Annotated in this window: 21 protein-coding genes and 1 tRNA gene; 9 read left to right on the top strand and 13 right to left on the bottom strand. The window is 64.3% G+C overall.

The features are described 5' to 3' along the window. Positions 1-703: 703 nt before the first annotated feature. Positions 704-982 (top strand): hypothetical protein, encoded by a 279-nt coding sequence (locus JOZ76_RS04435; protein WP_291697412.1) that lies wholly within the window; start codon positions 704-706, stop codon positions 980-982. A gap of 973 nt (positions 983-1,955) precedes the next feature. Here JOZ76_RS04435 and JOZ76_RS04440 read toward each other — a convergent pair. Further along, the gene (locus JOZ76_RS04440; RefSeq protein ID WP_291697413.1) at positions 1,956-2,648 is read right to left on the bottom strand and encodes a hypothetical protein; all 693 of its coding nucleotides are present in this window, start codon (positions 2,646-2,648) and stop codon (positions 1,956-1,958) included. A 207-nt stretch (positions 2,649-2,855) separates the two neighbouring features. Here JOZ76_RS04440 and JOZ76_RS04445 point away from each other — a divergent pair, with 207 nt between their 5' ends. Beyond that, positions 2,856-3,716 (top strand): class I SAM-dependent methyltransferase, encoded by an 861-nt coding sequence (locus JOZ76_RS04445; protein ID WP_291697414.1) that lies wholly within the window; start codon positions 2,856-2,858, stop codon positions 3,714-3,716. 7 nt (positions 3,717-3,723) lie between these two features. Here the strand turns inward: JOZ76_RS04445 and JOZ76_RS04450 are convergent, their stop codons facing one another. From JOZ76_RS04450 to JOZ76_RS04460, 3 genes are all read right to left on the bottom strand, one after another. Then, positions 3,724-4,755, bottom strand: a complete 1,032-nt coding sequence (locus JOZ76_RS04450) for an SGNH/GDSL hydrolase family protein (protein WP_291697415.1) — start codon at positions 4,753-4,755, stop codon at positions 3,724-3,726. A gap of 211 nt (positions 4,756-4,966) precedes the next feature. Next, positions 4,967-6,223, bottom strand: a complete 1,257-nt coding sequence (gene pepT, locus JOZ76_RS04455) for a peptidase T (RefSeq protein WP_291697416.1) — start codon at positions 6,221-6,223, stop codon at positions 4,967-4,969. Positions 6,224-6,355: 132 nt separating this feature from the next. After that, on the bottom strand, positions 6,356-6,682 hold the full coding sequence (locus JOZ76_RS04460) for an HU family DNA-binding protein (RefSeq protein WP_291697432.1): 327 nt from the start codon (positions 6,680-6,682) through the stop codon (positions 6,356-6,358). 191 nt (positions 6,683-6,873) lie between these two features. Here JOZ76_RS04460 and JOZ76_RS04465 point away from each other — a divergent pair. Beyond that, positions 6,874-6,950 (top strand) — tRNA-Asp (locus JOZ76_RS04465). Positions 6,951-7,276: 326 nt separating this feature from the next. Here JOZ76_RS04465 and JOZ76_RS04470 read toward each other — a convergent pair. Genes JOZ76_RS04470 through JOZ76_RS04495 form a run of 6 tightly spaced genes read right to left on the bottom strand, consistent with a single transcriptional unit; the run spans position 7,277 to position 14,079 of the window. Then, complete coding sequence (locus JOZ76_RS04470; protein WP_291697417.1) at positions 7,277-9,544, bottom strand: glycoside hydrolase family 31 protein; 2,268 nt, start codon at positions 9,542-9,544, stop codon at positions 7,277-7,279. A 21-nt stretch (positions 9,545-9,565) separates the two neighbouring features. Continuing rightward, entirely contained in the window at positions 9,566-10,648 is a 1,083-nt protein-coding gene (locus JOZ76_RS04475) for an ABC transporter ATP-binding protein (RefSeq protein WP_291697418.1), read from the bottom strand. Positions 10,649-10,666: 18 nt separating this feature from the next. After that, positions 10,667-11,725 (bottom strand): carbohydrate ABC transporter permease, encoded by a 1,059-nt coding sequence (locus JOZ76_RS04480; RefSeq protein ID WP_291697419.1) that lies wholly within the window; start codon positions 11,723-11,725, stop codon positions 10,667-10,669. A 1-nt stretch (position 11,726) separates the two neighbouring features. Continuing rightward, positions 11,727-12,755 (bottom strand): carbohydrate ABC transporter permease, encoded by a 1,029-nt coding sequence (locus JOZ76_RS04485; RefSeq protein WP_291697420.1) that lies wholly within the window; start codon positions 12,753-12,755, stop codon positions 11,727-11,729. Positions 12,756-12,796: 41 nt separating this feature from the next. Then, a complete protein-coding gene (locus tag JOZ76_RS04490; RefSeq protein ID WP_291697421.1) occupies positions 12,797-13,192 on the bottom strand; it encodes a hypothetical protein in 396 nt (131 codons plus the stop codon). Then, entirely contained in the window at positions 13,126-14,079 is a 954-nt protein-coding gene (locus tag JOZ76_RS04495; RefSeq protein WP_291697422.1) for an ABC transporter substrate-binding protein, read from the bottom strand. The genes JOZ76_RS04490 and JOZ76_RS04495 overlap by 67 nt, the downstream gene beginning before the upstream one ends. Positions 14,080-14,329: 250 nt before the next feature. Here JOZ76_RS04495 and JOZ76_RS04500 point away from each other — a divergent pair, with 250 nt between their 5' ends. Then, positions 14,330-15,367: a LacI family DNA-binding transcriptional regulator gene (locus JOZ76_RS04500; RefSeq protein WP_291697423.1), complete on the top strand. Its 1,038-nt coding sequence runs from the start codon at positions 14,330-14,332 to the stop codon at positions 15,365-15,367. A 67-nt stretch (positions 15,368-15,434) separates the two neighbouring features. Here JOZ76_RS04500 and JOZ76_RS04505 read toward each other — a convergent pair whose 3' ends face one another. The 3 genes from JOZ76_RS04505 to JOZ76_RS38530 form a co-directional block, all read right to left on the bottom strand. Continuing rightward, a complete protein-coding gene (locus tag JOZ76_RS04505; protein ID WP_291697424.1) occupies positions 15,435-15,629 on the bottom strand; it encodes a hypothetical protein in 195 nt (64 codons plus the stop codon). A 180-nt stretch (positions 15,630-15,809) separates the two neighbouring features. After that, positions 15,810-17,102: a spinster family MFS transporter gene (locus JOZ76_RS04510; protein ID WP_291697425.1), complete on the bottom strand. Its 1,293-nt coding sequence runs from the start codon at positions 17,100-17,102 to the stop codon at positions 15,810-15,812. Between the two features lie 42 nt (positions 17,103-17,144). Next, positions 17,145-18,335, bottom strand: coding sequence for an aromatic ring-hydroxylating dioxygenase subunit alpha (locus tag JOZ76_RS38530; protein ID WP_291697426.1), 1,191 nt, complete (start codon positions 18,333-18,335; stop codon positions 17,145-17,147). 167 nt (positions 18,336-18,502) lie between these two features. Between JOZ76_RS38530 and JOZ76_RS04520 the strand changes: the two genes are divergently transcribed. The 5 genes from JOZ76_RS04520 to JOZ76_RS04540 form a co-directional block, all read left to right on the top strand. Continuing rightward, positions 18,503-19,006: a MarR family winged helix-turn-helix transcriptional regulator gene (locus tag JOZ76_RS04520; protein WP_291697427.1), complete on the top strand. Its 504-nt coding sequence runs from the start codon at positions 18,503-18,505 to the stop codon at positions 19,004-19,006. A gap of 221 nt (positions 19,007-19,227) precedes the next feature. After that, on the top strand, positions 19,228-19,593 hold the full coding sequence (locus tag JOZ76_RS04525) for an NADH-quinone oxidoreductase subunit A (protein WP_291697428.1): 366 nt from the start codon (positions 19,228-19,230) through the stop codon (positions 19,591-19,593). Beyond that, the gene (locus JOZ76_RS04530; RefSeq protein WP_291697429.1) at positions 19,584-20,174 is read left to right on the top strand and encodes a NuoB/complex I 20 kDa subunit family protein; all 591 of its coding nucleotides are present in this window, start codon (positions 19,584-19,586) and stop codon (positions 20,172-20,174) included. The genes JOZ76_RS04525 and JOZ76_RS04530 overlap by 10 nt, the downstream gene beginning before the upstream one ends. A gap of 157 nt (positions 20,175-20,331) precedes the next feature. Further along, entirely contained in the window at positions 20,332-20,940 is a 609-nt protein-coding gene (locus tag JOZ76_RS04535) for an NADH-quinone oxidoreductase subunit C (protein ID WP_291697430.1), read from the top strand. Positions 20,941-20,991: 51 nt separating this feature from the next. Beyond that, the coding region (locus JOZ76_RS04540; RefSeq protein ID WP_291697431.1) for an NADH-quinone oxidoreductase subunit D at positions 20,992-22,142 on the top strand (1,151 nt) is incomplete at its 3' end.

Genomic DNA, 22,142 nt, shown 5'->3' on the forward strand with positions numbered 1-22,142 from the left:
GGCGACCACCACCCCAATAGCGATGTCGATCCTCGCATGCTGGCCAACGAATGGTTCGCGATCGGCAGGACATAGCTTGGTGGACGCCAGACTGATCGGGACTTCGCCGTACTCAAAAGCGCGGCTCCCTGGCCGCCTCGAACATGAATCGGGGAACCGCGCCTACTACCGCAATGATCAGGATTGGGACTGATATGAGTCGGACTCGCGGCTGCGGCGCAACGGGCGACTAAGGTGCGCGAGCGAAGTCCCGTCAAACGAAACTCCCGCCGGCGTGCGGTGCACCGGCGGGAGTTGGCTGATCGCGGATGCAGGCTTCACCCGTGATGTTCGATTGATAGGTGCGGTCGGTTGAAATTAGGTTATCGTTTCAACCGCCGGCCGTGGCCGCTGGCGGTTGCGCTTCGCATGCGCTCAGCGCCGGCGCTTCATGGCTGCCGCCCCGCTCACCTTCATTGGCCGAGCGTTTGATTTCTGCCGGTGCGATCGTGCTTCGCCGCGCGACCCCGGTGAACTACGGGCATTGCGGGGACGAATCGCATAGGATCCCGTAGGAACTATCCGGCGAGAGGTCGACCCTCGGCGTTCCCCCGGGGAATATGGATATGATGCAGGCGAAAGCAGAAACGCTTGAGCGGGTAACGGAGGCATCAAGTCCTGAAAGGGCTAACATCGCCTTCCTCGCCGCATGGGACGCGCTCCGATGAGTTGGCAGCAATTCTTCCGCGATCCGATCGAGCTCACGGATGGACGCGTGCTGCGCAGTCTTCGTGATGCCGGCGAGTTCATCCAGATGCTGCCGAAGGCGACGCACGACCGGCCCGAATGGCGGGCAGCGGTGCAGGCGTTGCTTCTGGTGGTCGAGCACGATGGGGATACGCTGCCCGTCCGCATCGGGATCGTGCGAGCCTTGAACGCCAGCAATGTCACGGCGTCGCAGATGCAGCGCAAGGCCGCCAAAAATAACAAGGTGATTCGATGAACCGTGTCGGGCGCCAGTCTGAATTGGCACCCGAACTGAATCGTTGACGAGGGCGCAATGGCGGCGGGAGCGGGAGCGCCGAAAAGCACCGTATGATTCCCGGAATGAAGAGGATCGGCGACATGGTTGAATCTTCTTTAATTCAACGATGATTTTGTTGACGTGGCCGCACCGCCGCGCGGCCGGGACAGCCGGGCGCCGCGCTTCGATCAGCCACGATCCCCGGACGGCGCGAACGCTCGGCTGCCTCCCCATCACTAGAGCGCCCGATGGCAAGAACGGAGGTACCGAAACCCAGCTCAGTATCAATTCCGCTGAGTGTTGCTCGGTAACCTCATAGGCAACGCGCCACGCCGGGATAGATAGCGCGCGCTACGTCGGCGCGACATGGTGATAGCGGCATTTCGCCATCGCCCGGGCGCCGTCGAAGAGCCAACCGGCGTGGCCTATCGGACCAATTGCACCATGAGCGCAATGATGAAGCTCACCACAAGGACGGCTGCGGTTGTGACGGCGACCAAGTCGACGGTCCACGGGTGGTCGCCTTCACCCACAAGGTCGAGGTGACCGGACCGGCTTTCGTCTCGATACATGTGAAGGTGCATGGCAGCGGCCTCCTGCACAGTGAGGCGCATCCGGAGCAATCCCAGATGGGCCAGGACAAGGCCCCCATTTGCTTATGGAGAGTACCACCGTCTCCGGCCGCTTGGAGCCACCTGGACGGACGTGACAACAAAAATTATGCGAGCCCGGGCGCACCCCAAATGGCGGCGCCGATCCCAGCCCGGGCGTCACCTCGCCAGTGACCCCACCGGCACGCTTTGCCGTGCCCGGCTGGACCGACGAACAGACGCGGCGCTGGCCGGACATCGCGAACTCCTGCTCCAGCTGCGGCGGCTAATAGGTCGCGCAGCGACCACCGGGCCGCCAACAGACGAGGCCCGCGCTGCGATACGGCGCGGGCGCCTCCTGCTCACATCATTCCATAAGCGCGACGGAACGCGATTGCGCCGGCGAGCGACCGCGGGCGGGTTCGTACCGCATGGCCGTCATTGCCGCTTTGCACGATCCACTGGCCGTTCTCATGGCCGACGATCTTGCCGACGTGGTGCCGCCACACCACGATCGCACCGACCGTAGGTCCGCCGGCGTTGGTACCATAGTGAGCCCAGGATCGGGCCAGGTTGTATTCCGGACCGGGGTCGCTACCGACCTGCGTCCGCATATACCAGCCGCACCAGGCCCGAGGCCGCCCGGAATGGGAATACCCGGCGGAAGCGTATCGATGATGATGATGGTGATGAGAATAATGGGAATGGTGACGATGGTGTGTTCGAGCTTCGGCGCTCGAACCCCATACGCAAACCATTGCAATTGCAGCTACCGTCTTACGCATGACTGTCATTCCTCTTTTAGGGGAAGGGAGATCGCTGCAAGCGATCGAGAAGGCTGCTGTTTCGAAAAAGTGGACGATCAGGTCCGTCCAGCAGCCCTTCGCAGTGCGGAAGTCATTCCGCATTTCGGCTTTAAGAAACCGGACGTGGCCAGAATGTGGCGGCGACAAGGTCATTTCCTGGCGCTGGAACCCAAATAAGCTATTGTTATCAATACAATTTTTTGCCTTATCGCGCGCGGCAGTCAAAACTTCCACAACGGATGCGAGCATCCGGTTCCATCTTCAACAAAGGCGCTTGGCGTGATGTTGACGCGGTTCCCCGTTTGGTTGCATGGATTGGGATGCCGCCAGGGATGCCGCGTTCGGGTTTGGACTCACCTACAGCGATCATCTAGGTTTTGGGCCATCCTTCGCGCGCAGGCGGCCTGACGTCGCGTCTTGAGGCGAATGGCCCAGGCCTTTCGAGGGAATGTGCAGATGAACGTGCCCGTTGGCCACGACAAGAACGCCGACCAGATCGCCTATTGGAACGGGCCCGGCGGCCAGCGCTGGTCGGACCGGCAGGCATCCCAGGACGTGCTGCTCGGACCGGTCTCGCAAACGCTGATTGCACGCGCCGGCGTCGAGCCCGGCGAGCGGGTTCTCGATGTCGGCTGCGGCTGCGGGTCGACCAGCATCGTCCTTGCGCTGGCGGTCGCGCCTGCCGGCTTCGTGCTCGGTGTCGACATCTCCGCGCCGATGCTCGAGCGGGCGCGGCAGGTCGCACCGGCGGAACTGCCGCTCGACTTCGTACTCGCGGACGCCACCGTCTATCCTTTCCACCCGAAGACGTTTGACTTGCTCATCTCGCGTTTCGGCGTGATGTTCTTTGCCGATCCCGTGCTGTCTTTTGCCAATCTGCGCCGGGCGCTGCGTCCGTCGGGACGGGTCGCATTCGCCTGCTGGCGCGAGCCGCGCGACAATCCCTGGATGATGGCGCCCCTGCAGGCGGTCTATCAGCACGTGCCCAGGCTGCCGCAGGTCGGGCCGGAGGAGCCCGGCCCGTTCGCCTTCGCCTCGGAGGAGCGCGTACAGCGCATTCTCCGTGAGGCCGGCTATTCCGACATCGCTTTGGAACGCTGCGATCTGTCGCTCGACATCGCGATTGGCGGCGGTCTCGAGGCGGCCGTGCGCGGCGCGTTCGAAATCGGGCCGGCGAGCCGGGCGCTGGAGGGACACTCTGCCGAGACGCGGGCGCGGGCGATGGACTCGGTCCGCGAAGCGCTGAAACCGTTCGTGCGGGGCGACCGCGTCGAACTCGCCGGCTCGACCTGGATCGTCACCGCGCGCCCGGGTTGAACGATCGTCAGTTGGTCGAGCCCAGGGTCCTGCCGACCGTCGCGCTCGCCGTCGTCTGCGCACCGGATGGCGCTGCGACCGTGGCACTGATCAGGTCGAGCAGGCGATCGCTGGCGAATTGATTGCCCTCCGGCGTGAAATGCGAGCCATATTCGATGCCGTAGGCCGCCGCACCGTCGAACGCGACATAGGGAATCTGGTCGGCCTTGAGCCGGGCGATCAGGCGGTCGTCGGTCGACTGCAACGCGACGAGGAGTTTTGCGCCATGCGCACCGACGAAGTCGTGGATCCTGCCGACGAGATGTTCGGTGGGATCGGGCACCTCGACCGGCGGAGATGAGAGCTCGACGCTGGCCAGGGCCGCCACCCGCGCGAACCAGAGGTGCCGCACCAGCCAGCTTTCCTTGATCAGGAGCTGCAGCGATTTCGGCACCGGCTGGCCCGCGAGCTGCAGCGTGCCATCCGCAGCGGTCTGGAAATAGGGTTTGCGGTAACGGCCGTAGCGGACATTGCTCGTGTTGTCCTTGCGGTCATTGTCGGTGCAGAAGAACAGCACGACCACATCGGGATGGATTTTGGGCCAGATGCGTTTCAGCCAGAGATATTCCTGGTCGGTGCCGTAACCGGAGACGCCGGCATTGACCATTTGATATTGCGGCAGGCGCGTGCGCAGCAGGTCGGTGAACCGCTCCCCCGCCTCGGCATCGACCCCCCAGACGAAGGAGTCGCCGATGAACAGCATGATCGGCCGTTCGCCGCGCTTGAACTCGATATCGCGAAAGCCGAGGCTGTTGTGGCTCGCATGAATGGTGCGCGCGGTCGTCACCGTCGAGGCCGAATTCGGGACGGGTGCCCAGCCGAGCTCGGCATCGTAGCCATAGGTCAGCGACCGCTCGCTCAGGTCCTGGCGCAGTTCGCGAAAGTTTGCGAGTCGCAGCAACAATTCGGTCGCCGACAACGTCACGATCATGATCAGCAACACCGTGCCCGCGGATCGCAGAATGCTGGGCAGGCAGTTTCGAATGTGCGCAAATGTCATTTGCAGACGATCTGCCATCAGCCTGTGACCCCAAGGTGGTTCATGCGTGACCCCCGCCGGGCGGCAGGGCGGCCGAACCGTCACAACAATGGCAGGGGTGAGGCTGCAACCGGGAGTATTACTCCGCCGGTTGACAATCACCCCCGGATGAATGCACAGGGGCGCTGGATTTGCGCACAGGCTGACGGACTGCGGGATTACTGCGGCGGGCTCAGGCCCGCTCTTCCCAGATCATCGCTAGATGCACGATGGTCTGCACCGCCTTCTCCATGTCCTGGCGGCTGACCCATTCCAGGCGCGAGTGGAAGGCGTGCTCACCGGCAAAGATGTTGGGGCAAGGCAGGCCCATGAAGGAGAGTCGGGAGCCGTCGGTGCCGCCGCGGATCGAGGTCTTGACCGGGGTAAGCCCGGCGCGGCGGACCGCCTCGACCGCATAATCGACGGTCTCGGGGTGGCGGTCGATCACCTCTTTCATGTTGCGGTATTGCGGCTTGACCTCGAACTTGTATTTCGAGCGCGGAAAATCCTTCATCACATCCCTCGCGATGTGCTCCAGCAGCGCCTCTTTTTCCTTGAGGCCGCTTTCACTGAAGTCGCGCACGATGAAGCCGATCGTGGCCTGCTCCAGCGCACCCTCGATCCCGATCGGGTGCAGAAAACCCTGCTTGCCTTCGGTGGTCTCGGGCGAACAGCCTTCCCTAGGCAGGCGCGCGATGATCGCAGCCGCGATCTTGATCGCGTGCTCCATCCTGCCCTTGGCAAAGCCGGGGTGGGTCGAGACGCCTTCGATGGTGATGGTGGCGCCATCAGCGGAAAAGGTCTCATCCTCGATATGGCCGGCGGTCTCGCCGTCGATCGTATAGGCAAAATCGGCGCCGAGCTTCTTCAGGTCCACCTTGTCGACGCCGCGCCCGATCTCCTCGTCGGGCGTGAACAGGATCTTGATGGTGCCGTGCTTGATCTCGGGATGCTTTAGCAGGAAATGCGCCGCGTCCATGATCTCGGCAATCCCGGCCTTGTTGTCCGCGCCGAGCAGCGTGGTCCCGTCCGTCGTGATGATGTCGTTGCCGACCTGGTCGGCAAGCGCCGGATGCTCGGCGGCACGGATCACCTGCGAAGGATCGCCCGGCAGCACGATGTCGCCGCCGCCGTAATTCTTGACGATCTGTGGCTTTACGTTCTTGCCGGTGCAGTCCGGCGAGGTGTCCATGTGCGAGCAGAAGCAGATGACCGGCACCTGCTTTGCGGTGTTGGCCGGAATGGTCGCGTAGACGTAACCATGGTCATCGAGATGCGCATCGGTCAGCCCCATTTCCTTCAATTCGGCGGCGAGCAGACGGCCGAGGTCCTTCTGCTTCTCGGTCGAAGGGCAGGTCGGGGAGCTGGGATCAGACTGCGTGTCGATGACCACGTAGCGCAACAGGCGCTCGGTCACGGTGTGCGTGAACGCGATGTTCGAGGCGACCATGAAATCCGCTGCAGGAAGGGAGGAGCCAGGTCGCTCTTATACAGCAAAAGCGTCATTCCAAGGACCAGCCGGTTGCGGGGATCAGCCGGCTGAAATGACGCCGAAGCGCGAGCCGATCGCAAGGCGCGCCGCTCAGACGGCTTCCTTGAGTTCCTTGGCCGGGCGGAACGCCACCTTCTTGCTGGCTTTGATATGGATCGCCTCGCCGGTCGCCGGGTTGCGGCCCATGCGCGCTGCACGCTTGCGGACCTGGAGGATGCCGAGTCCGACGATGCGGATGCGCTCGCCCTTCTTCAGGTGCTTGGTGATCCGGGTGACCATGTCGGTCAGTATGGATTCGGCCTGCTTCTTGGAAAGTTCCTGCTCCTCGGCGATCGCCGCCGCCAGATGCTTCAGGGTGATCGTGGCCGGGGTCGCTGCTTTCTTCGCCATTTCTGGCCCTCCTTGGTTGTTAGGAATGGCTTCAAAAACCTAGACGTAGCAGGCCTTAGACGATTCGGGAGGCGGCTGACTACGCTGTTTGGCCTGCAAAACGGCCATTTTTTGCATCAGCATCGCAAAAACGCCTGCCCCGCAAGGGCTTTCTCAACGTGCTTGACTTGCAATGATGGCCCCTTTAAGTCCCACGTCTCCGCGGGTCATCGCGAAACGCGGGAGTAGCTCAGTTGGTTAGAGCGCCGGCCTGTCACGCCGGAGGTCGCGGGTTCGAGCCCCGTCTCTCGCGCCATTTTGGCAATGGTTTCATAGCCCTTAGCCCAGCCCATTTTCGCGATTCGACTCTATGAGCCGGTGTCGTGCTTCGAACCCTTGATGACGGCGCGGCCGCGCGCACCTGGTCGGCGAGCCGCACGACGGATGCGACGTTCGGCAGATAGGTTCGCCTGCAGATCGCGATTGCTTTGCGCCAGCGGTGGGCGCCCACGAGGGTCGCCCCTACAAGGTCGGCATGACGTAGGGGCGCCCCTCGTGGGCGCCCTGCTCGTAGCGGAGACCATTGACGGATGAGGTTGAGGCAGCCGAAGAGCGCAAGAAGCACGGCGTCCGTGCCGATCGTTATCCCGCACGGACGTGGATGCGCATCGTGGGCGCGGTCTCACCGCTGATGTCCAGGCGATTGTCGCGATAATGGAGCGCGAAGGTTCGGCCGTCTTCGCGCCAGCGCGCCGTCTCGCCGTCGTCGAGATAGAGCGTGCCGGCCGCTTTGCCATCGCCGCCCGTGAAGACGACCGCCGTAAGGCCCTCGTTCTCCTCGACCGGGACGATCGCGCCGGCCCGGACGAACAGCGGCAGACGGCCGAGCGGGGCGGCTACGGTCCCGCGGAGCCCGCCGTCGAAACGCGTTCCGTCGTGCCAGTCGTACCAGCCGCCGGGATGCGCGGGCAGGTAGATCTCGCGCGTCGTCGCGTGCTCTTCGAGCACGGGTGCGACCAGCAAATCCGGACCCAGCATGAAGGCGTCCTCGACATCGCGCGCGGCCGGATCGGCGGCAAAATCAGAGAACAGCGGCCGGACCGCCGGCACGTGCTCGGCCGATGCGCGCCACATCTGGGTGTAGAGATAGGGCAGCAGGGCATGGCGCAGGTCCAGGACGGCTTTGACCTGCGGCAGCACCTCGGGATGCATCCAGGGCGTGTTGACGATCCCGCTCGTCTTCCAGGAATTCATTACCATGCGCGGCCACAGCGCGCAGAACTCAACGAAGCGGCAGAACAGCTCCGGTCCCGGCGAGGGGCCGTGAAAGCCGCCGACGTCGTGGCCGATGTTGAAGAGACCCGACAGGCTCATGCTGAGGCCCTGGGTCAGGTTGTAGCGCAGCGTCTTCCAGGCCGTCTCGTTGTCGCCGCTCCAGGTCTGACCGTAGCGCGCGATGCCGGCGCCGCCGGCGCGGGTGATCGTATAGGGACGCTTGGCAGGATTTTTTCCGGCCTCCGTCTCGTAGGCGAGCTTGTGCATCAGCAGCGCCTGCGCCGGACGCGCCAGCGACAGGGCATAGGGGCGCCCGTCGCCGTCAGCGAGCGCATCTTCGTCCCAGATCTCATATTCGTTGTTGTCGCTCCACACGGCGGTGACGCCGTAGGCCAGCAGCGCGTCGCGAATGCCGTCGGCCCACCATTTTCGGCCGGCCGGATTGCTGAAGTCGACATGGAAGCCGAGGCCATCCCAGAACTGCGCGACCGCGGGCTCGCCGGTGTCCCCGTCCCTGACCAAAATTCCCATCGCGCGCGCCTCGGTGAGCCTTGGATGATCGTCGAGTAGGCAGGGTTTGATGTTGGTGACGGGCTCCAGGCCGGCGGCCTTGAGGCGGGCCATGGTCGCGGCCGGATCGGGAAACTTGTCGCGGTTCCAATTGAAGACGTAGCGGCGATGGCCGATCGACGTGTAGCCGGAACCGAAATGAAAACTGTCGCAGCGGATGCCGTGACGGGCGCAGTCCTCGATGAAGCCAGTGATGCGGGCGTCGGCATCGGGCGCATCGGCTATCGTCATCGTGGTCATGGCAAAGCCGAGCGTCCAGCGCGGCGCAAAGGCCTGACCGCCGGTCAGCCAGGAGAAGCGCCGCGTCACCTCAGGTACGGTCGGGCCTGAGAGGATGTAGTAGTCGAGGTCACCGTCCTCGGCGCGGTAGCTGCGGAAGAGGCCGTGGTAATTGTCGATGGTGCAGCCGAGGTCGACGGAGCCGAGCGCCAGATTGTCGTAGAACACGCCGTGGGCGCCGCGCGGGCCGTCGACGATGAAGAACGGCAGCATCTTGTAGAGCGGATCGGACAGTTCGGCGTCGTAGCCGCAGGGATCGACGGCATCGACCGCGAAGCGGCGGCCGGTGCGGTCGAGCGGACCCGCCTTATCGCCGAGGCCGTAATGGCGCTCGTGTTCGTGCCGCTCCATCACGTGAGAGAGCGCGCCGGTCTTGCGCGACAGGAAATAGGCCTGGGTTGGCCGGTCGCGCAGGAACGCGATGGTTTCGCCGTCGCGCCGCCAGGCTATGCCGAACGGCGCAAGCCGCACTTCGGCGACGAGGCCTGGTGCCGCGACCGTAACAACGCCATCGCTCTCAGTGGCTGTTGTGATCGGATTGGAGAAGCCGGCAAAAGAATCCCGTGGCCTGCCCTCGAATGGCGGCTCCAGCCGGTTCGGCGCGATCGCCCAGCCGCGGTCGAGCCGGTAGCCTTCGGGACGGCGCAGCGTGACGCGGCCGATATCGCCTTCGAGGAGTGCGACACGGATCGTCGCCAGGGCTGCACCTTTGGGAGCTGTCGCGAGCTCGAACAGCGCGGCATTGCCGTCGAGGCCGAGGAAACGGCCATGGGTCAGGGCTTTCATCAGACAAAACTCCGGGGAAGGTCAGGGGCGGGCGATGGCCGCGCCGGTCGCGTCGAACAGATGCAAATGCTCGGGTGAGAAACGGATGCTGATCGCATCGCCGCGCGACAACGGCCTCTGGCCGTCGCAACGCAGCGTGATCTGCGGCAGGTCGGCCGCGGCGGCATAGACGAAGGTCTCGCCGCCGAGATGTTCGACGAGATCGACCGTCACATCGAGCGTGCCGCGCTCCGGGTCGGCCGCGATGTGTTCGGGACGGATGCCGACGGTCACCGCGGTACCCTGCGCAAGTCCGGGTGCGGCCTGCGGCACCGTCAGCTCGGCCGCGCCGATCCGCAGCCGCAAGCTTGCGGCTTCGGCGGACAGCACGGCGGCGGGCAAGAGGTTCATGCGCGGCGAGCCGATGAAGCCGGCGACGAAGAGGTTGGCCGGGCGGTTGTAGAGATCGAGCGGCGCGCCGATCTGCTCGATGCGGCCGGCGCGCAGCACCACGATGCGGTCCGCGAGCGTCATTGCCTCGACCTGGTCGTGGGTCACATAGATCATGGTGCCGCCGATCTCGGCGTGCAGCGCGGCGAGCTCCTTGCGGGTCGCGACGCGGAGCTCGGCGTCGAGGTTCGACAGCGGCTCGTCGAACAGAAAGATCTTTGGATCGCGCACGATGGCGCGGCCGATGGCGACGCGCTGGCGCTGGCCGCCGGAAAGCTGCTTTGGTTTGCGGTCGAGATAATCGGTGAGTCGCAGCATGGTCGCCGCGCGTGTGACGCGCGCGTCGATCTCCGCGCGATTGAGCCCCATGTTCTCGAGCGCAAACGCCATGTTCTTCGCGACGCTCATGTGCGGGTAGAGCGCGTAGGACTGGAACACCATCGCGAGCCCACGGTCGCTGGCGGGCAGGTGCGTCACGCGCCCGCCGTCGATGAAAATCTCGCCGCTCGTCAGCGTCTCGAGCCCCGCGATCATGCGCAGCAGTGTCGACTTGCCGCAGCCGGAGGGTCCGACGAAGACGACGAACTCGCCATCCTTCACCTCGAGATCGATGCCGTGCAGGACGTCGATCGTGCCGAAGGATTTGCGCGCAGCTGTGAGTTTCAAGTCAGCCATGCCAGGCGGTCCAATCGGTCACTTCATGCCCGTCGAGCCGATGCCCGTGGCGATGAAGCGCTGGAGGAAGACGAAGACGAGGGCGACCGGGATCAGCGTCACGACCGTCATCGCGAGCAGATAATGCCACTGGGTCTGCAGCTCGCCCTGGAAGGCGTTGAGGCCGATCTGCAGCGTGTAGACCTCGGTCTTGGCGAGGACCGCGAGCGGCCACAAGAACTCGTTCCAGCGCCACATGATCGAGAAGATCGCGAGCACGGCGAGCGCGGGCAGGGTCAGCGGCATCACGATGCGCCAGTAGATCTGCCACTCCGACGCCTTGTCCATGCGCGCGGCCTCGATCAGGTCTTTTGGCAGCGTCAGCATGTACTGGCGCAGCAGGAACACGCCGGTCGGCGTGGCCGCGCCGGGCAGGATGACCGCCCACAGCGAGTTGACCAGCCCGAGCTTGGTCACGACCAGATAGACCGGCACCAAAATGATGGTGATCGGGATCATCAGCGTGCCGATGACGGCGACCGAAGCGGCGGCCTTGCCGCGGAATTCGTAGACCGCGAGCGCGTACGCCGCCATGGAGTTGATCAGCAGCGTGATCAGCGTCGCGACCACCGTGACGAAGACGGAGTTGCGCAAGTAAGTCATGAAGGCGAATTGCCGGAGCGGCTCGGTGTAGTTCGACGTCGCCAGCGCCATGCGCCGCACCGGCTCGCGCTTGTCGATCGCGATCCGATACTGCTGCGACGGATCAGCCGGATCGATCATGACAGCGACGAGCCCGATCCGCCTGACCTGGGCGAGCTCCTTGACCGTTCCGTCCGGAAGCGTCGCCCGGAACAGCGGCAGCGGCTGCGGCTGGCCCGGCACCGTCACCTCGGCTTGCGCGAAGGGGAGGAACGATGGCGGGAATTCGAGCAGCGCACTCTGGGTCTTGAACGATGAGACGGCCAGCCACAGGACCGGTCCGAACATCATCACGACGCCGAGGGCGAGATAGGCGTAGGCCGCGATGTCGGTCCAATCCACGGGACGGCCGGCGCCGTTGCGTTTGTTGCCAAGCAGGCCGATGAAGCTCGCCATCTCAGGCCTCCTTGCGCCGCGCGACGGCGAGCTGCACGAGGGTGAGGACGAACAGCACGAGGCCGAGCACGACGGAAGCCGCGGCAGCGAGGCCAAAGTTCTGGACCTGGTTCGCAAACGCGGTCTCATAGATGTACTGCACGATCATCAGCGTCGCGGTGCCCGGGCCGCCGCCGGTGAGCACGAACACCTCGTCAAAGGTCTGCACGCCGCGGATCAGCGACAGCACGATCACGACGATCAGGTTCGGCCACAGCAGCGGCAGCGTGATCCGCAAAAGCACGCGCCAGCGCGGGGTCCTGTCCATCTCGGCCGCCTCATAGAGGTCGGTCGAGATCGCCTGCAGGCCGGCAAGCAGGATCAGCGTGTAAAACCCCATATGGGCCCACACCGACACGAACACGGCCCAGAACATCGCCCAGCTCGGATCGACGAAGAACAGGATCTTCTGGCCGCCGAGCGTGGTGATAACAGCGTTGAGCAGCCCATCACGCTGTAGGATCCATTTCCAGATCAGCGCGACCACGACAGGCGACAGCAGCACGGGAAAGAAATACACCGCGCGGAAGAAACCGCGGGCGCGGATCTTCATATTGAGGACGAGCGCGGTGGCGAGCGAAAAGACGACCATGGCCGTCACCTGGAATACGACGAACCGCGCCGTGTTGCCGACGCCGCGCCAAAAATGGTCCTCCCTGCAGCTTCCCGGGTCGAGGTAGGACCCGCAATCGAACAGGTAGGCGTACTGGTCGGCGCCGACATAGGGCCGCTGCGATGGGAACAGCGCAGTGCCACCGGTGACCGAGAACACAACATTGATGGCGATCGGCAGGAACACGAACAGACCGAAGAACAGAAAATTCGGCGCCAGGAAGACGTAGGGCATGCGGCCAGCACCGATCAGGCGCTGCAGCCCTCGCATCGGCGGATCGAGCAGGCCGAGCACAACACGGACCGGCCATGCTGCCACCTCGCCGAGCCGCGCGCGCAAGGTCGCGGCTGGCGCCGCAGCCTTGCTAGCTTGCGTCATGGATGGCTGGTTCGACATCGCCGGCCCGGCGCCCACGGGCTTCACTGCTTGTTGCGCTCGGCGATCTGCTGGGCGACGTCGGCGGTGACGCGCTTATAGGCCTCGTCCAGCGTCGTCTCGCCGGAGACCGCCTGGCCGAGGCGGCTGATCACGGCGTTGAAGATGATCCGGCTGTTGACATAGCCCTGCGTGCGGTAGGCGATGGGCGAGATGTCGCTGGCGCTGCGGCCAAACACCTTGAGCGCGGCGGCGGCCTCGGGACTGGCGCTCGGATAGGCGACGCCCTTCTTGGCGAGGCCGAGATGGCCGGGGACGAACAGGCTGCGCGAATAGAACTCGGCAAGCACGGGCTCGCTGGCCAGATACTCCATCAGCCGCGCGACCTCCTGCGGGTGCTGGGTGCTCTTGAACGCGACCAGCGCCGCACCGCCCGGCATGCTCGAGCAGCCGCCCGGGCCGCAGGGATTGGGCACCGCGATCCAGTGAAATCGTTGCCGATGGTTTTGGCGAACTGCGCGGTCTGCCAGGAGCCCGAGAGATACATCACGACCTGGGCGTTCTTGAACTCGTCATTGGCCCCGCGATAGGCGGTGCCCGCCACCGAGCCCCACATCTCCTTCGACATCACGCCGCTCTTATGCCAGTCGTAAACGAGCTGGGCGGCGCGCTTGAAACCGTCGTCGACCACTTCGGGCTCGCCATTGGCGCCGAACACCTTCGTGCCCTGCGACATCGCGACCGCATAGAAGCGGTGACCGGAGCGGTCGAGCGCGAGCGGGAAGGGCGCTTGCACCTTAGCCGCGACCTCCTTCACCGCCTTGGCCCATTCCTCCCATGTCGCCTTGTCACCCGGCATCGCGATGCCGGCCTGCTCGAACAGCGTCTTGTTGACGAACGGGCCGGTCACGGTGAGCTGCGTCATCAACCCGGGAATAGCCGTGGTGTCGCCGGCAGGCCGCATCCAGGCGAGGAACGGCCCGAAGTTCGCCTCCCAATAGGCGGGGTCCTTCAGATAGGGCCTGAGGTCGAGCGCATAGCGCGATAGGCCGCCCATGTCGGTAATGCGAGCGAGGTCAGGTCCCTGTCCCGACGCGAGCTGCACGGGCAGCGTTTCGTTGATCGCCTTGAACGGCACCTGGTCGAGGACGACCTCGATGTCCTTGTTCTGCTCCTGAAAACGCTTGAGGAGATCGGCCATGACCTCGCCCTCATTGCCGTCCGAGTACCAGGTCATGCGCAAGGTCGTTGCCTCGGCGATCGAGGTACCGAGACTGGCGAGCAGGACGAGCGCGGCTATCGTGATGATTGATTTTGCGGCACGCATCGCCGTTTTCCTCCCAAACCGCGCTGGCCTGACTGGCGATCCCAGGATCAGAGCCCCGGTCTTCACGGTGTTGATCGTTTCCTCGGGCGACACCGCATGTGCCGCTTTTTGCCTCCCCGACCCATCTGGGGATCGGAGGTGTATTAAGTTTCTTTTGGCAAACGTTTGCCTAGCCTGTCAAGTGCTCGATTCGGGTTATATCCGGAACATGTGCGCGCGAACCCGAGCGAAGGGGCGGTCCTAGAGGACAATGAGCAGACCACACGATCAGGCCAGGGCGAGGCCAATACCCGAGGACGTGTCGCTTGCCACCGTCGCCGCACGAGCCGGAGTCTCGGTCTCGACGGTGTCCCGCATCGTCAATGGCGAGACACGCCGCGCCTCACCGGAGACCGTTGCCCGCGTGCGCGAGGCGATCGAGGCGGTCGGGTACTGGCCCAACCCGGCCGGCCGTGCGCTGCGGCGTGGCGAGAGCCAGCTCGTCGCCGTGCTCGCGGCCAATCTCGACAACCCGGCGATGGCGACGATCGCGAGTTCTACCGAGACTGCGCTCCGCGAGGCAGGCTATGTCACGATCCTCTGCGATACACACGACCGCGCCGAACTTCAGGACGAATATCTGGTGGCGATGCGCGCGCAGCGGGTGCGCGGTTTTGTCCTGATCGCGGCGGTCGCAAGTCCGGGCCTCAAGGAGATTTCGGAGCAGGGTGCGCCGATCGTGTTCGTCAACCGTCGCAATCCGGTTGGGGCCGGCGCCTTCGTCGGCATCGATGACCGCGCGGCCGGTGCGGCGGCGGCGGACCATTTTTTTGCGCGCGGCCGTCGCCGCCTTGCGGTGGTGTCGCCGCGCGAGGGCTCGTCGGCCTCGACGGGCCGCGTCGATGGTTTTGTCGCGCGGCTGCTCGATCAGGGGTGGGCCGAGGAGGCGATCATCCGCGAAGCGGGCGAAGGTCTGTCGCACCTCCAGGTCGGTTACGACGCTGCCGCGCGCCTCTTCGTTGCGCACCGAATGCCCGATGCCGTTCTCTGCGTGAGCGATCAGATTGCCTATGGCATTGCCCGGCGCGCCCGGGAGCAGGCGTTGGCGATCCCGGGCGACTGTGAGCTCGTCAGTATTGACGGCACGCCGCTCAGTCGGTGGGTGGCGCCGTGGCTGAAATCGATCGAAATCCCCTACGGCGTGTATGGAGCCGAGATCGTGGCCGGCCTGAGATCGATCTGGAGCGGTGAGGTCGCCGGGGAACGGCTGCTGCCGATCCGTCGCGAGGCGCTGTCGAGCGAGGGATGAATGAGAGCTGGATGCAAAAAGGCCGCCCGGAGGCGGCCGCCTGCAAAAACCTGTCGGGAAGGAGGGCTCAGCGGAGCATCGAGTTGTCCGAGCTGGTGATCGCCACGGGCTTGCCGGCTTTGATGACCTGAACCGTCTGGCTGTATTCCACGTTGCTGCGGGCCACCATGCCGAGCGTGGCCACGATCACGCCCGCAACCAGCGCCACCAGCACGATCTTCATATGCGTCGCACGATCCGCGGAATGAATGGAGTGATTCATCTCGAAGCCTCCCCGGCGTCTCAAGGCGCCTTTGGTTGGCTACATCCATAAGCTGCGACTGTTTCCACTTGGTTTCATCGGGTTCCCGAAATGGTTTCGTGGAGCCCGACCCTGCGTTTCTCCTTACCGGCGACGGTAGCGGGCTCCTTGATCGCGGCCGGGAAATCGCGCCATCCTGGATCACGCGGCGCGCGCAATATCGGCGCGGATCGTCCGGGCCGCCCCCACGAACAGCAGCGCACCCAGTATCGTCGTGAAGCTCGCCGACAATAGGGAGTAGCGCACGGCGTCAGTGCCGTAATCGTTCTTCAGTGCATCGTTGATCATGCCGACGGTGAGCGGGCCGACGCCCTGGCCGAAGCAGGTTGCGGTCAGCGCGATCAGCGCCGATGCCAGCGCGCGCATGCTGGGCCGGGCCACCGTCTGTGCGACGGCGAAGATCGGTCCGAGATGAAAGCCAACCAGGAAGGAGGTGAGGGCGAGCGCGGTCACCATGGTCGCAAAATCCGGTGTCAGCATGCACAGCGCAAACATCGGTCCTGCAAGGGCGGACATGATCGCCGGCGCCCACAGCTTCCAGCGGTCGTCGCGGCGGCTGATCTGCGCGACCATGAGGCCGCCAAGCAGCGTGCCCGCCATTCCGGCGAGGCCCTTGAAGGTGCCGGCATAGGTGCCGATCTCGGCGCTCGAAAGGTGATGAACGCGCGCCAAAAAGGGCGGCACCCAGGCCGCGGTCGCATAATTGGTGTAGGTGGTGAGGCAGAAGCCGATCAAGACGATCACAAAACTCTGCTGCGAGGCGAGAAAGCGCAGCGTGGCGCCGAGCGGCTCGGGCGCAAACGTCTCGGCCATCGCGCCGCGCTTCGGCTCCGAAATCGTCAGCCAGAGCAGTGCGGCCAGCGCGACGCCGGGCAGGCCGGCGACATAGAACGCCATCCGCCAGCCATAGTGCTGGTTGACGAAGCCGCCGACAAAATAGCCGAGAAAGATTCCGAGATAGGTGCCGATCGCGAAGATGCCGAGCGCGCGGGGGCGCTCGTTCTTGCTGAAGAGATCGGCCACGATCGATTGCGAGGCCGGCGAGCTTCCGGATTCGCCAAGCCCGACGCCGATCCGCGCGAGCGCCAGCGACGTCACGTTCGTGGCCATGCCGCAGAGGAAGGTCATGCCGCTCCAGAAGGCGAAGGCCAGCGCCACGATGTTCCGGCGGTTGCGGCGGTCCGCCACGCGGGCGATCGGAATGCCAAGCAGCGAATAGAACAGCACGAAACCGAACCCGGCGAGCAGCCCCATGGCGGTGTCGCTGAGGGCGAACTCCTTCTTGATCGGCTCGATCAGGACATTGAAGATCGTGCGGTCGAGGAAGTTGAGCGCGTAGACCAGGGTCAGGACGCCAAGCACATAGTATCGCCGCGCCGATGGTGCGGCAGCGATCTCCGCCGGTCCGATCGCCTGCGGCGCGATATCAACCATTGCTTCCCCTGTCTCGTACTTCTTCTTGGACGGGATCTTATTTCATGATTCTCGAATGAAATTTCCTGCCTCGAACTGAACCGGCGGGGCGTTTTGGTCGAACGACACCCCGATTGGATCCTTGTCCGCGGCGAGCGCCTCCAACTGCTCGGTCAGCAGGCGGCGGATCATCAAAATGCCGCGGTCGCTCTGCCCAAAATGCTCCTCCGAATGGATGGTCTGCGCGCCCTGGCCGACCTGCGCCTCATAATCGCCGGGGAATTGCTGGTGCTCTCCCTCGGTCATGTCCCGCCATAGCTTGCCGTTGAATTTTGATCGCATCCGGCCGATGTCGCCGCTCTGCTTCACCCGTCCGGCGACATAGATGCGGAAGGAGGTGTCGTCGATCGGCAGCGTCCAGCCGATGGATTCGACCCTGGCGAATTGTGCCACCCGCGGATTGGGCACGACCCGCAGCGTGGGGAGCGCGGCTTCCGTCACCCGATAAAACATCTTGCCGTCGTCCTGGCGGCGGATTGAGCGCACCAGCACGCCGCGCGGCGACGTCTCGAATGCGACGTCCGGCATCGAGGCCATGATGTTGGTGAACTGGGCGCCGCTGAAGGAGCCGTGCAGCACCGGGACGTGATAGGGGTCGATCACATTCTCGAAATGCTGCAACCAGTTGCAGGGGATGATGGCGGGTCCTCCGCCGCCGATCGATGAGTCGTCCACCTCGACGAACTCGCCCTCGTCCATGGTCTCCAGGCACTCGTAGCGCGGAAGCGCCGGCTTTTTCTCAGCCGGTCCCATATAGACGAAGATCAGCCCGTAGCGCTCCTCGACCGGGTACCAGGGCTGGCGCACCCTGTCCTTGAACAACCCGTCTTCCGGTTCGCAGGGCTGCTCCAGACAGCGGCCCTCGGTGTCGAACTTCCAGCCGTGATAGCAGCAGCGGATACCGTCGTCTTCGACCTTGCCATAATAGAGCGTGGTGCCGCGATGGCAGCAGCGCGCATGCAGCAGCCCGATGCGGCCGCCCCGGTCGCGAAACAGGATCAGGTCTTCGCCGAGGACGCGCACTTTCCTGGGGATATCGCTGGCATCGGACCTAAGCCCGACCGGGTGCCAGTAACGGCGCAAGAGTTCGCCCATCGGGGTAGCCCGGCCGACCGATGTCAGCTCGGTGCGGGTCGTGGGCGGCCTCAATGCGTAGCCGGTGCCGAGTTCGCGATCCCGCTGCGAGATGGTCATGATCGTTGCCTCCGCACTCGCCAGTTCATTTTTGCAGTGACAAGCCTGTTGCGAGTGGATCGCAGATAGATGACAATGTCAACGATTTCTCCTAAAGCCGGTTGAGTTGCATTTACCGCGGCCGCGGTAGCCTTGGCAGCGGGGCGTTTTGTCGGCAAAGGTTGGCCATGACTGAGGATGCAGGACCCGTTGCGCTGACGGACGACGTCGCGGAGCTGGCGCCGATCACGGCGATGTTGTCGTCGCGGCTGATGGTGCTCGCCAACCTGCTCAAGCGCGGCGCCATCATCCGCTACAAGCGGCTGGTCGGGCTGTCGTCGGTCGAGTTCGGGCTGGTGGCCTCGCTCGGGCGGCGGCCACCGATGAGCGTGGCGCGGCTTGCCGATGCGGTCGGCATGGACAAGGGCCAGATCAGCAGGGCGCTCGCCGGTCTCGTCTCGCGAAAACTGGTGGCGCGATCCGGCAACCCGCGGGACAACCGGGAGGTGCTGGTCTGCCTGACCCGGGCCGGACTTGCCGCCCATGACGCGATCGTCGCCGGGGCGCAAGAGCGCATGGAGCGGCTGCTGGAAGGGCTGTCAGAGCGGGAGGTCGCAATGCTGCTCGATCATATCGACCGCCTGACGGTCAAGGCTGAAGCGATGCTGGCAGCGGAGCGGGAGCTGGATTGATTTTGGCGGTCAGCGTCGCGCTCCGACTTGCACGAAGTTGCAATCGGTTCGCGCGTTGCGGTACGCCGCCGCAACACCTACTTGCGGTTTGCCAGCGTGGTACAAACCGTCAAGATTGCTTGTCTTGCGCGCCCTGTTGCGCTGCGCTAAGGCTCCAGAACAATTCCAATCCAAGCGAATCTGCGGCATTCCAAGGCCGTGAACTCATCAAGGTAGCGCCGATGACCGGCATCCTGCAGAATTATCTTCCACTTGTCGTGTTCATAGGGGTGGCTGCCGTGATCGGCCTCGTGCTGCTGATCGCGCCGTTCGTGGTTGCGTTCCAGCAGCCCGATCCCGAAAAGCTCTCGGCCTATGAATGCGGATTCAACGCATTCGATGACGCCCGGATGAAGTTCGATGTCCGCTTCTACCTTGTCGCCATCCTTTTCATCATCTTCGACCTCGAAGTGGCGTTCCTGTTTCCGTGGGCGGTGGCATTCGGCAAGCTCGGCGCGACGGGCTTCTGGTCGATGGTGGTGTTTCTCGCCGTGCTGACGATCGGTTTCGCCTATGAATGGAAGAAAGGCGCACTCGAATGGGACTGACCGCCACACCCCCGGGAACCGGGCCGGCGATCGCGCGGGCCCCGACCGGTATTCTTGATCCCGCCACCGGCAAGCCGGTTGGCGCCAATGATCCGTATTTTCTCGAGGTCAACCACGAGCTGTCGGACAAGGGCTTCTTCGTCGCGGCGGCGGACGACCTCATCACCTGGGCGCGCACCGGCTCGTTGATGTGGATGACCTTCGGGCTCGCCTGCTGCGCGGTCGAGATGATGCAGATGTCGATGCCGCGCTACGATGTCGAGCGCTTCGGCTTCGCCCCGCGCGCCTCGCCGCGGCAGTCGGACGTCATGATCGTGGCCGGCACGCTGACCAACAAGATGGCGCCCGCGCTGCGCAAGGTCTACGACCAGATGCCGGAGCCGCGCTACGTCATCTCGATGGGCTCCTGCGCCAATGGCGGCGGCTATTACCACTACTCATACTCGGTGGTGCGTGGCTGCGACCGCATCGTTCCAGTGGATATCTATGTGCCGGGCTGTCCGCCGACCGCGGAGGCGTTGCTCTACGGCGTGCTGCTCCTGCAGAAGAAGATCCGGCGCACCGGCACGATCGAACGCTGAGAAAGGGGCCTTATGACCGAACCGGCTGACATGATCGTGCCGCTGCTTCGTGAAATGCGCGCCGAGAATCTCGCGCAGCATGAGCAGAGGCGGGCGCTCTTGCGCAGGCTGGTGGCCGGAACGTGCTTGAGAACGGAAAAGAGCTAGAGGGACAGAAGTGAGCAGGCTTTCCGATCTCGGTGAATCCATCAAGGCCGCACTGTCCGGTGCGGTGACAGGATACGACGTCTCTTTCGACCAGCTCTCGCTGGCGGTCGAGGCGGGCCGGATCGTGGACGTGGTGCGCTATCTGCGCGACGACCCCTCCTGCCGCTTCGTCAACATCACCGACATCACCGCGGTCGATTATCCCGGCCGCGAGAAGCGTTTTGACGTCGTCTATCACTTCCTGTCGCCGACCCTGAACACACGCATCCGCCTTAAGGCTGAAGCCGACGAGACCACGCAGGTGCCCTCGATCATCGAGGTGTTTCCCGGCGCCGACTGGTTCGAGCGCGAGGCCTACGACCTCTACGGCGTGATCTTCACCGGTCATCCCGATATGCGGCGCATCCTGACCGACTACGGTTTTGACGGCCACCCGCTGCGCAAGGACTTTCCGCTCACCGGATTCGTCGAAGTCCGCTACGACGGCCAGGAGAAGCGGGTGCTCTATGAGCCGGTCCGCCTCAACCAGGAATTCCGCAAGTTCGATTTCCTCTCGCCCTGGGAAGGCGCCGATTATCCGGTGCTGCCCGGCGACGAGAAAGCCGGACCGAAGTCGTGATCCTATTCGCTATTCGCTACTCCCTATTCGCACCAGTGCGGAGGGCGCCCCATGAATGAACAAAGCCCAGGTCTGCGTAACTTCACCATCAACTTCGGGCCGCAGCATCCGGCGGCGCACGGCGTGCTGCGGCTGGTGCTGGAACTCGACGGCGAAGTCGTCGAGCGTGTCGACCCGCACATTGGCCTTTTGCATCGCGGCACCGAAAAGCTGATCGAGCACAAGACCTACCTGCAGGCGATTCCTTATTTCGACCGGCTCGATTATGTCGCGCCGATGAACCAGGAGCACGCGTTCTGTCTCGCGGCCGAAAAGCTGCTCGGCATCGAGGTGCCGCGCCGCGGGCAGCTGATCCGTGTCCTCTACTCCGAGATCGGCCGCATCCTGTCGCATCTCCTCAACGTCACGACGCAGGCGATGGACGTCGGCGCGCTGACCCCGCCGCTATGGGGGTTCGAGGAGCGCGAGAAGCTGATGGTGTTCTATGAGCGCGCCTCCGGTTCGCGCATGCATGCCGCCTATTTCCGCATCGGCGGCGTGCACCAGGACCTGCCGCCAAAGCTGATCGACGATATCGACGCCTGGTGCGATCCGTTCCTGAAAGTGGTCGACGACCTCGACCGGCTGCTGACCGCCAACCGCATCTTCAAGCAGCGCAACGTCGACATCGGTGTCGTGACGCTGCAACAGGCCTGGGAATGGGGCTTTTCCGGCGTGATGGTGCGCGGCTCGGGCGCCGCCTGGGATCTGCGCAAGGCGCAGCCCTACGAGTGTTATGCCGAGATGGATTTCGACATCCCGATCGGCAAGAACGGCGATTGCTACGACCGCTACCTGATCCGCATGGAAGAGATGCGCCAGTCCGTGCGCATCATGAAGCAGTGCATCCAGAAGCTTCGCGCGGACGACGGGCAGGGACCGGTGGTGGTCGCCGACAACAAGATCGCGCCGCCCAAACGCGGCGAGATGAAGCGCTCGATGGAGGCGCTGATCCACCACTTCAAGCTCTATACCGAGGGCGTGCGCGTGCCCGAGGGCGAGGTCTATGCCGCGGTCGAGGCGCCGAAGGGCGAGTTCGGCGTTTATCTGGTCGCCGACGGCTCCAACAAGCCCTACAAGTGCAAGATCCGCGCGCCGGGTTTTGCGCATCTGCAATCGATGGATTTCATCTGCAGGGGCCATCTGCTCGCCGACGTCTCCGC

This window comes from Bradyrhizobium sp., assembly GCF_019244115.1.
Classification (GTDB): Bacteria; Pseudomonadota; Alphaproteobacteria; order Rhizobiales; family Xanthobacteraceae; genus Bradyrhizobium.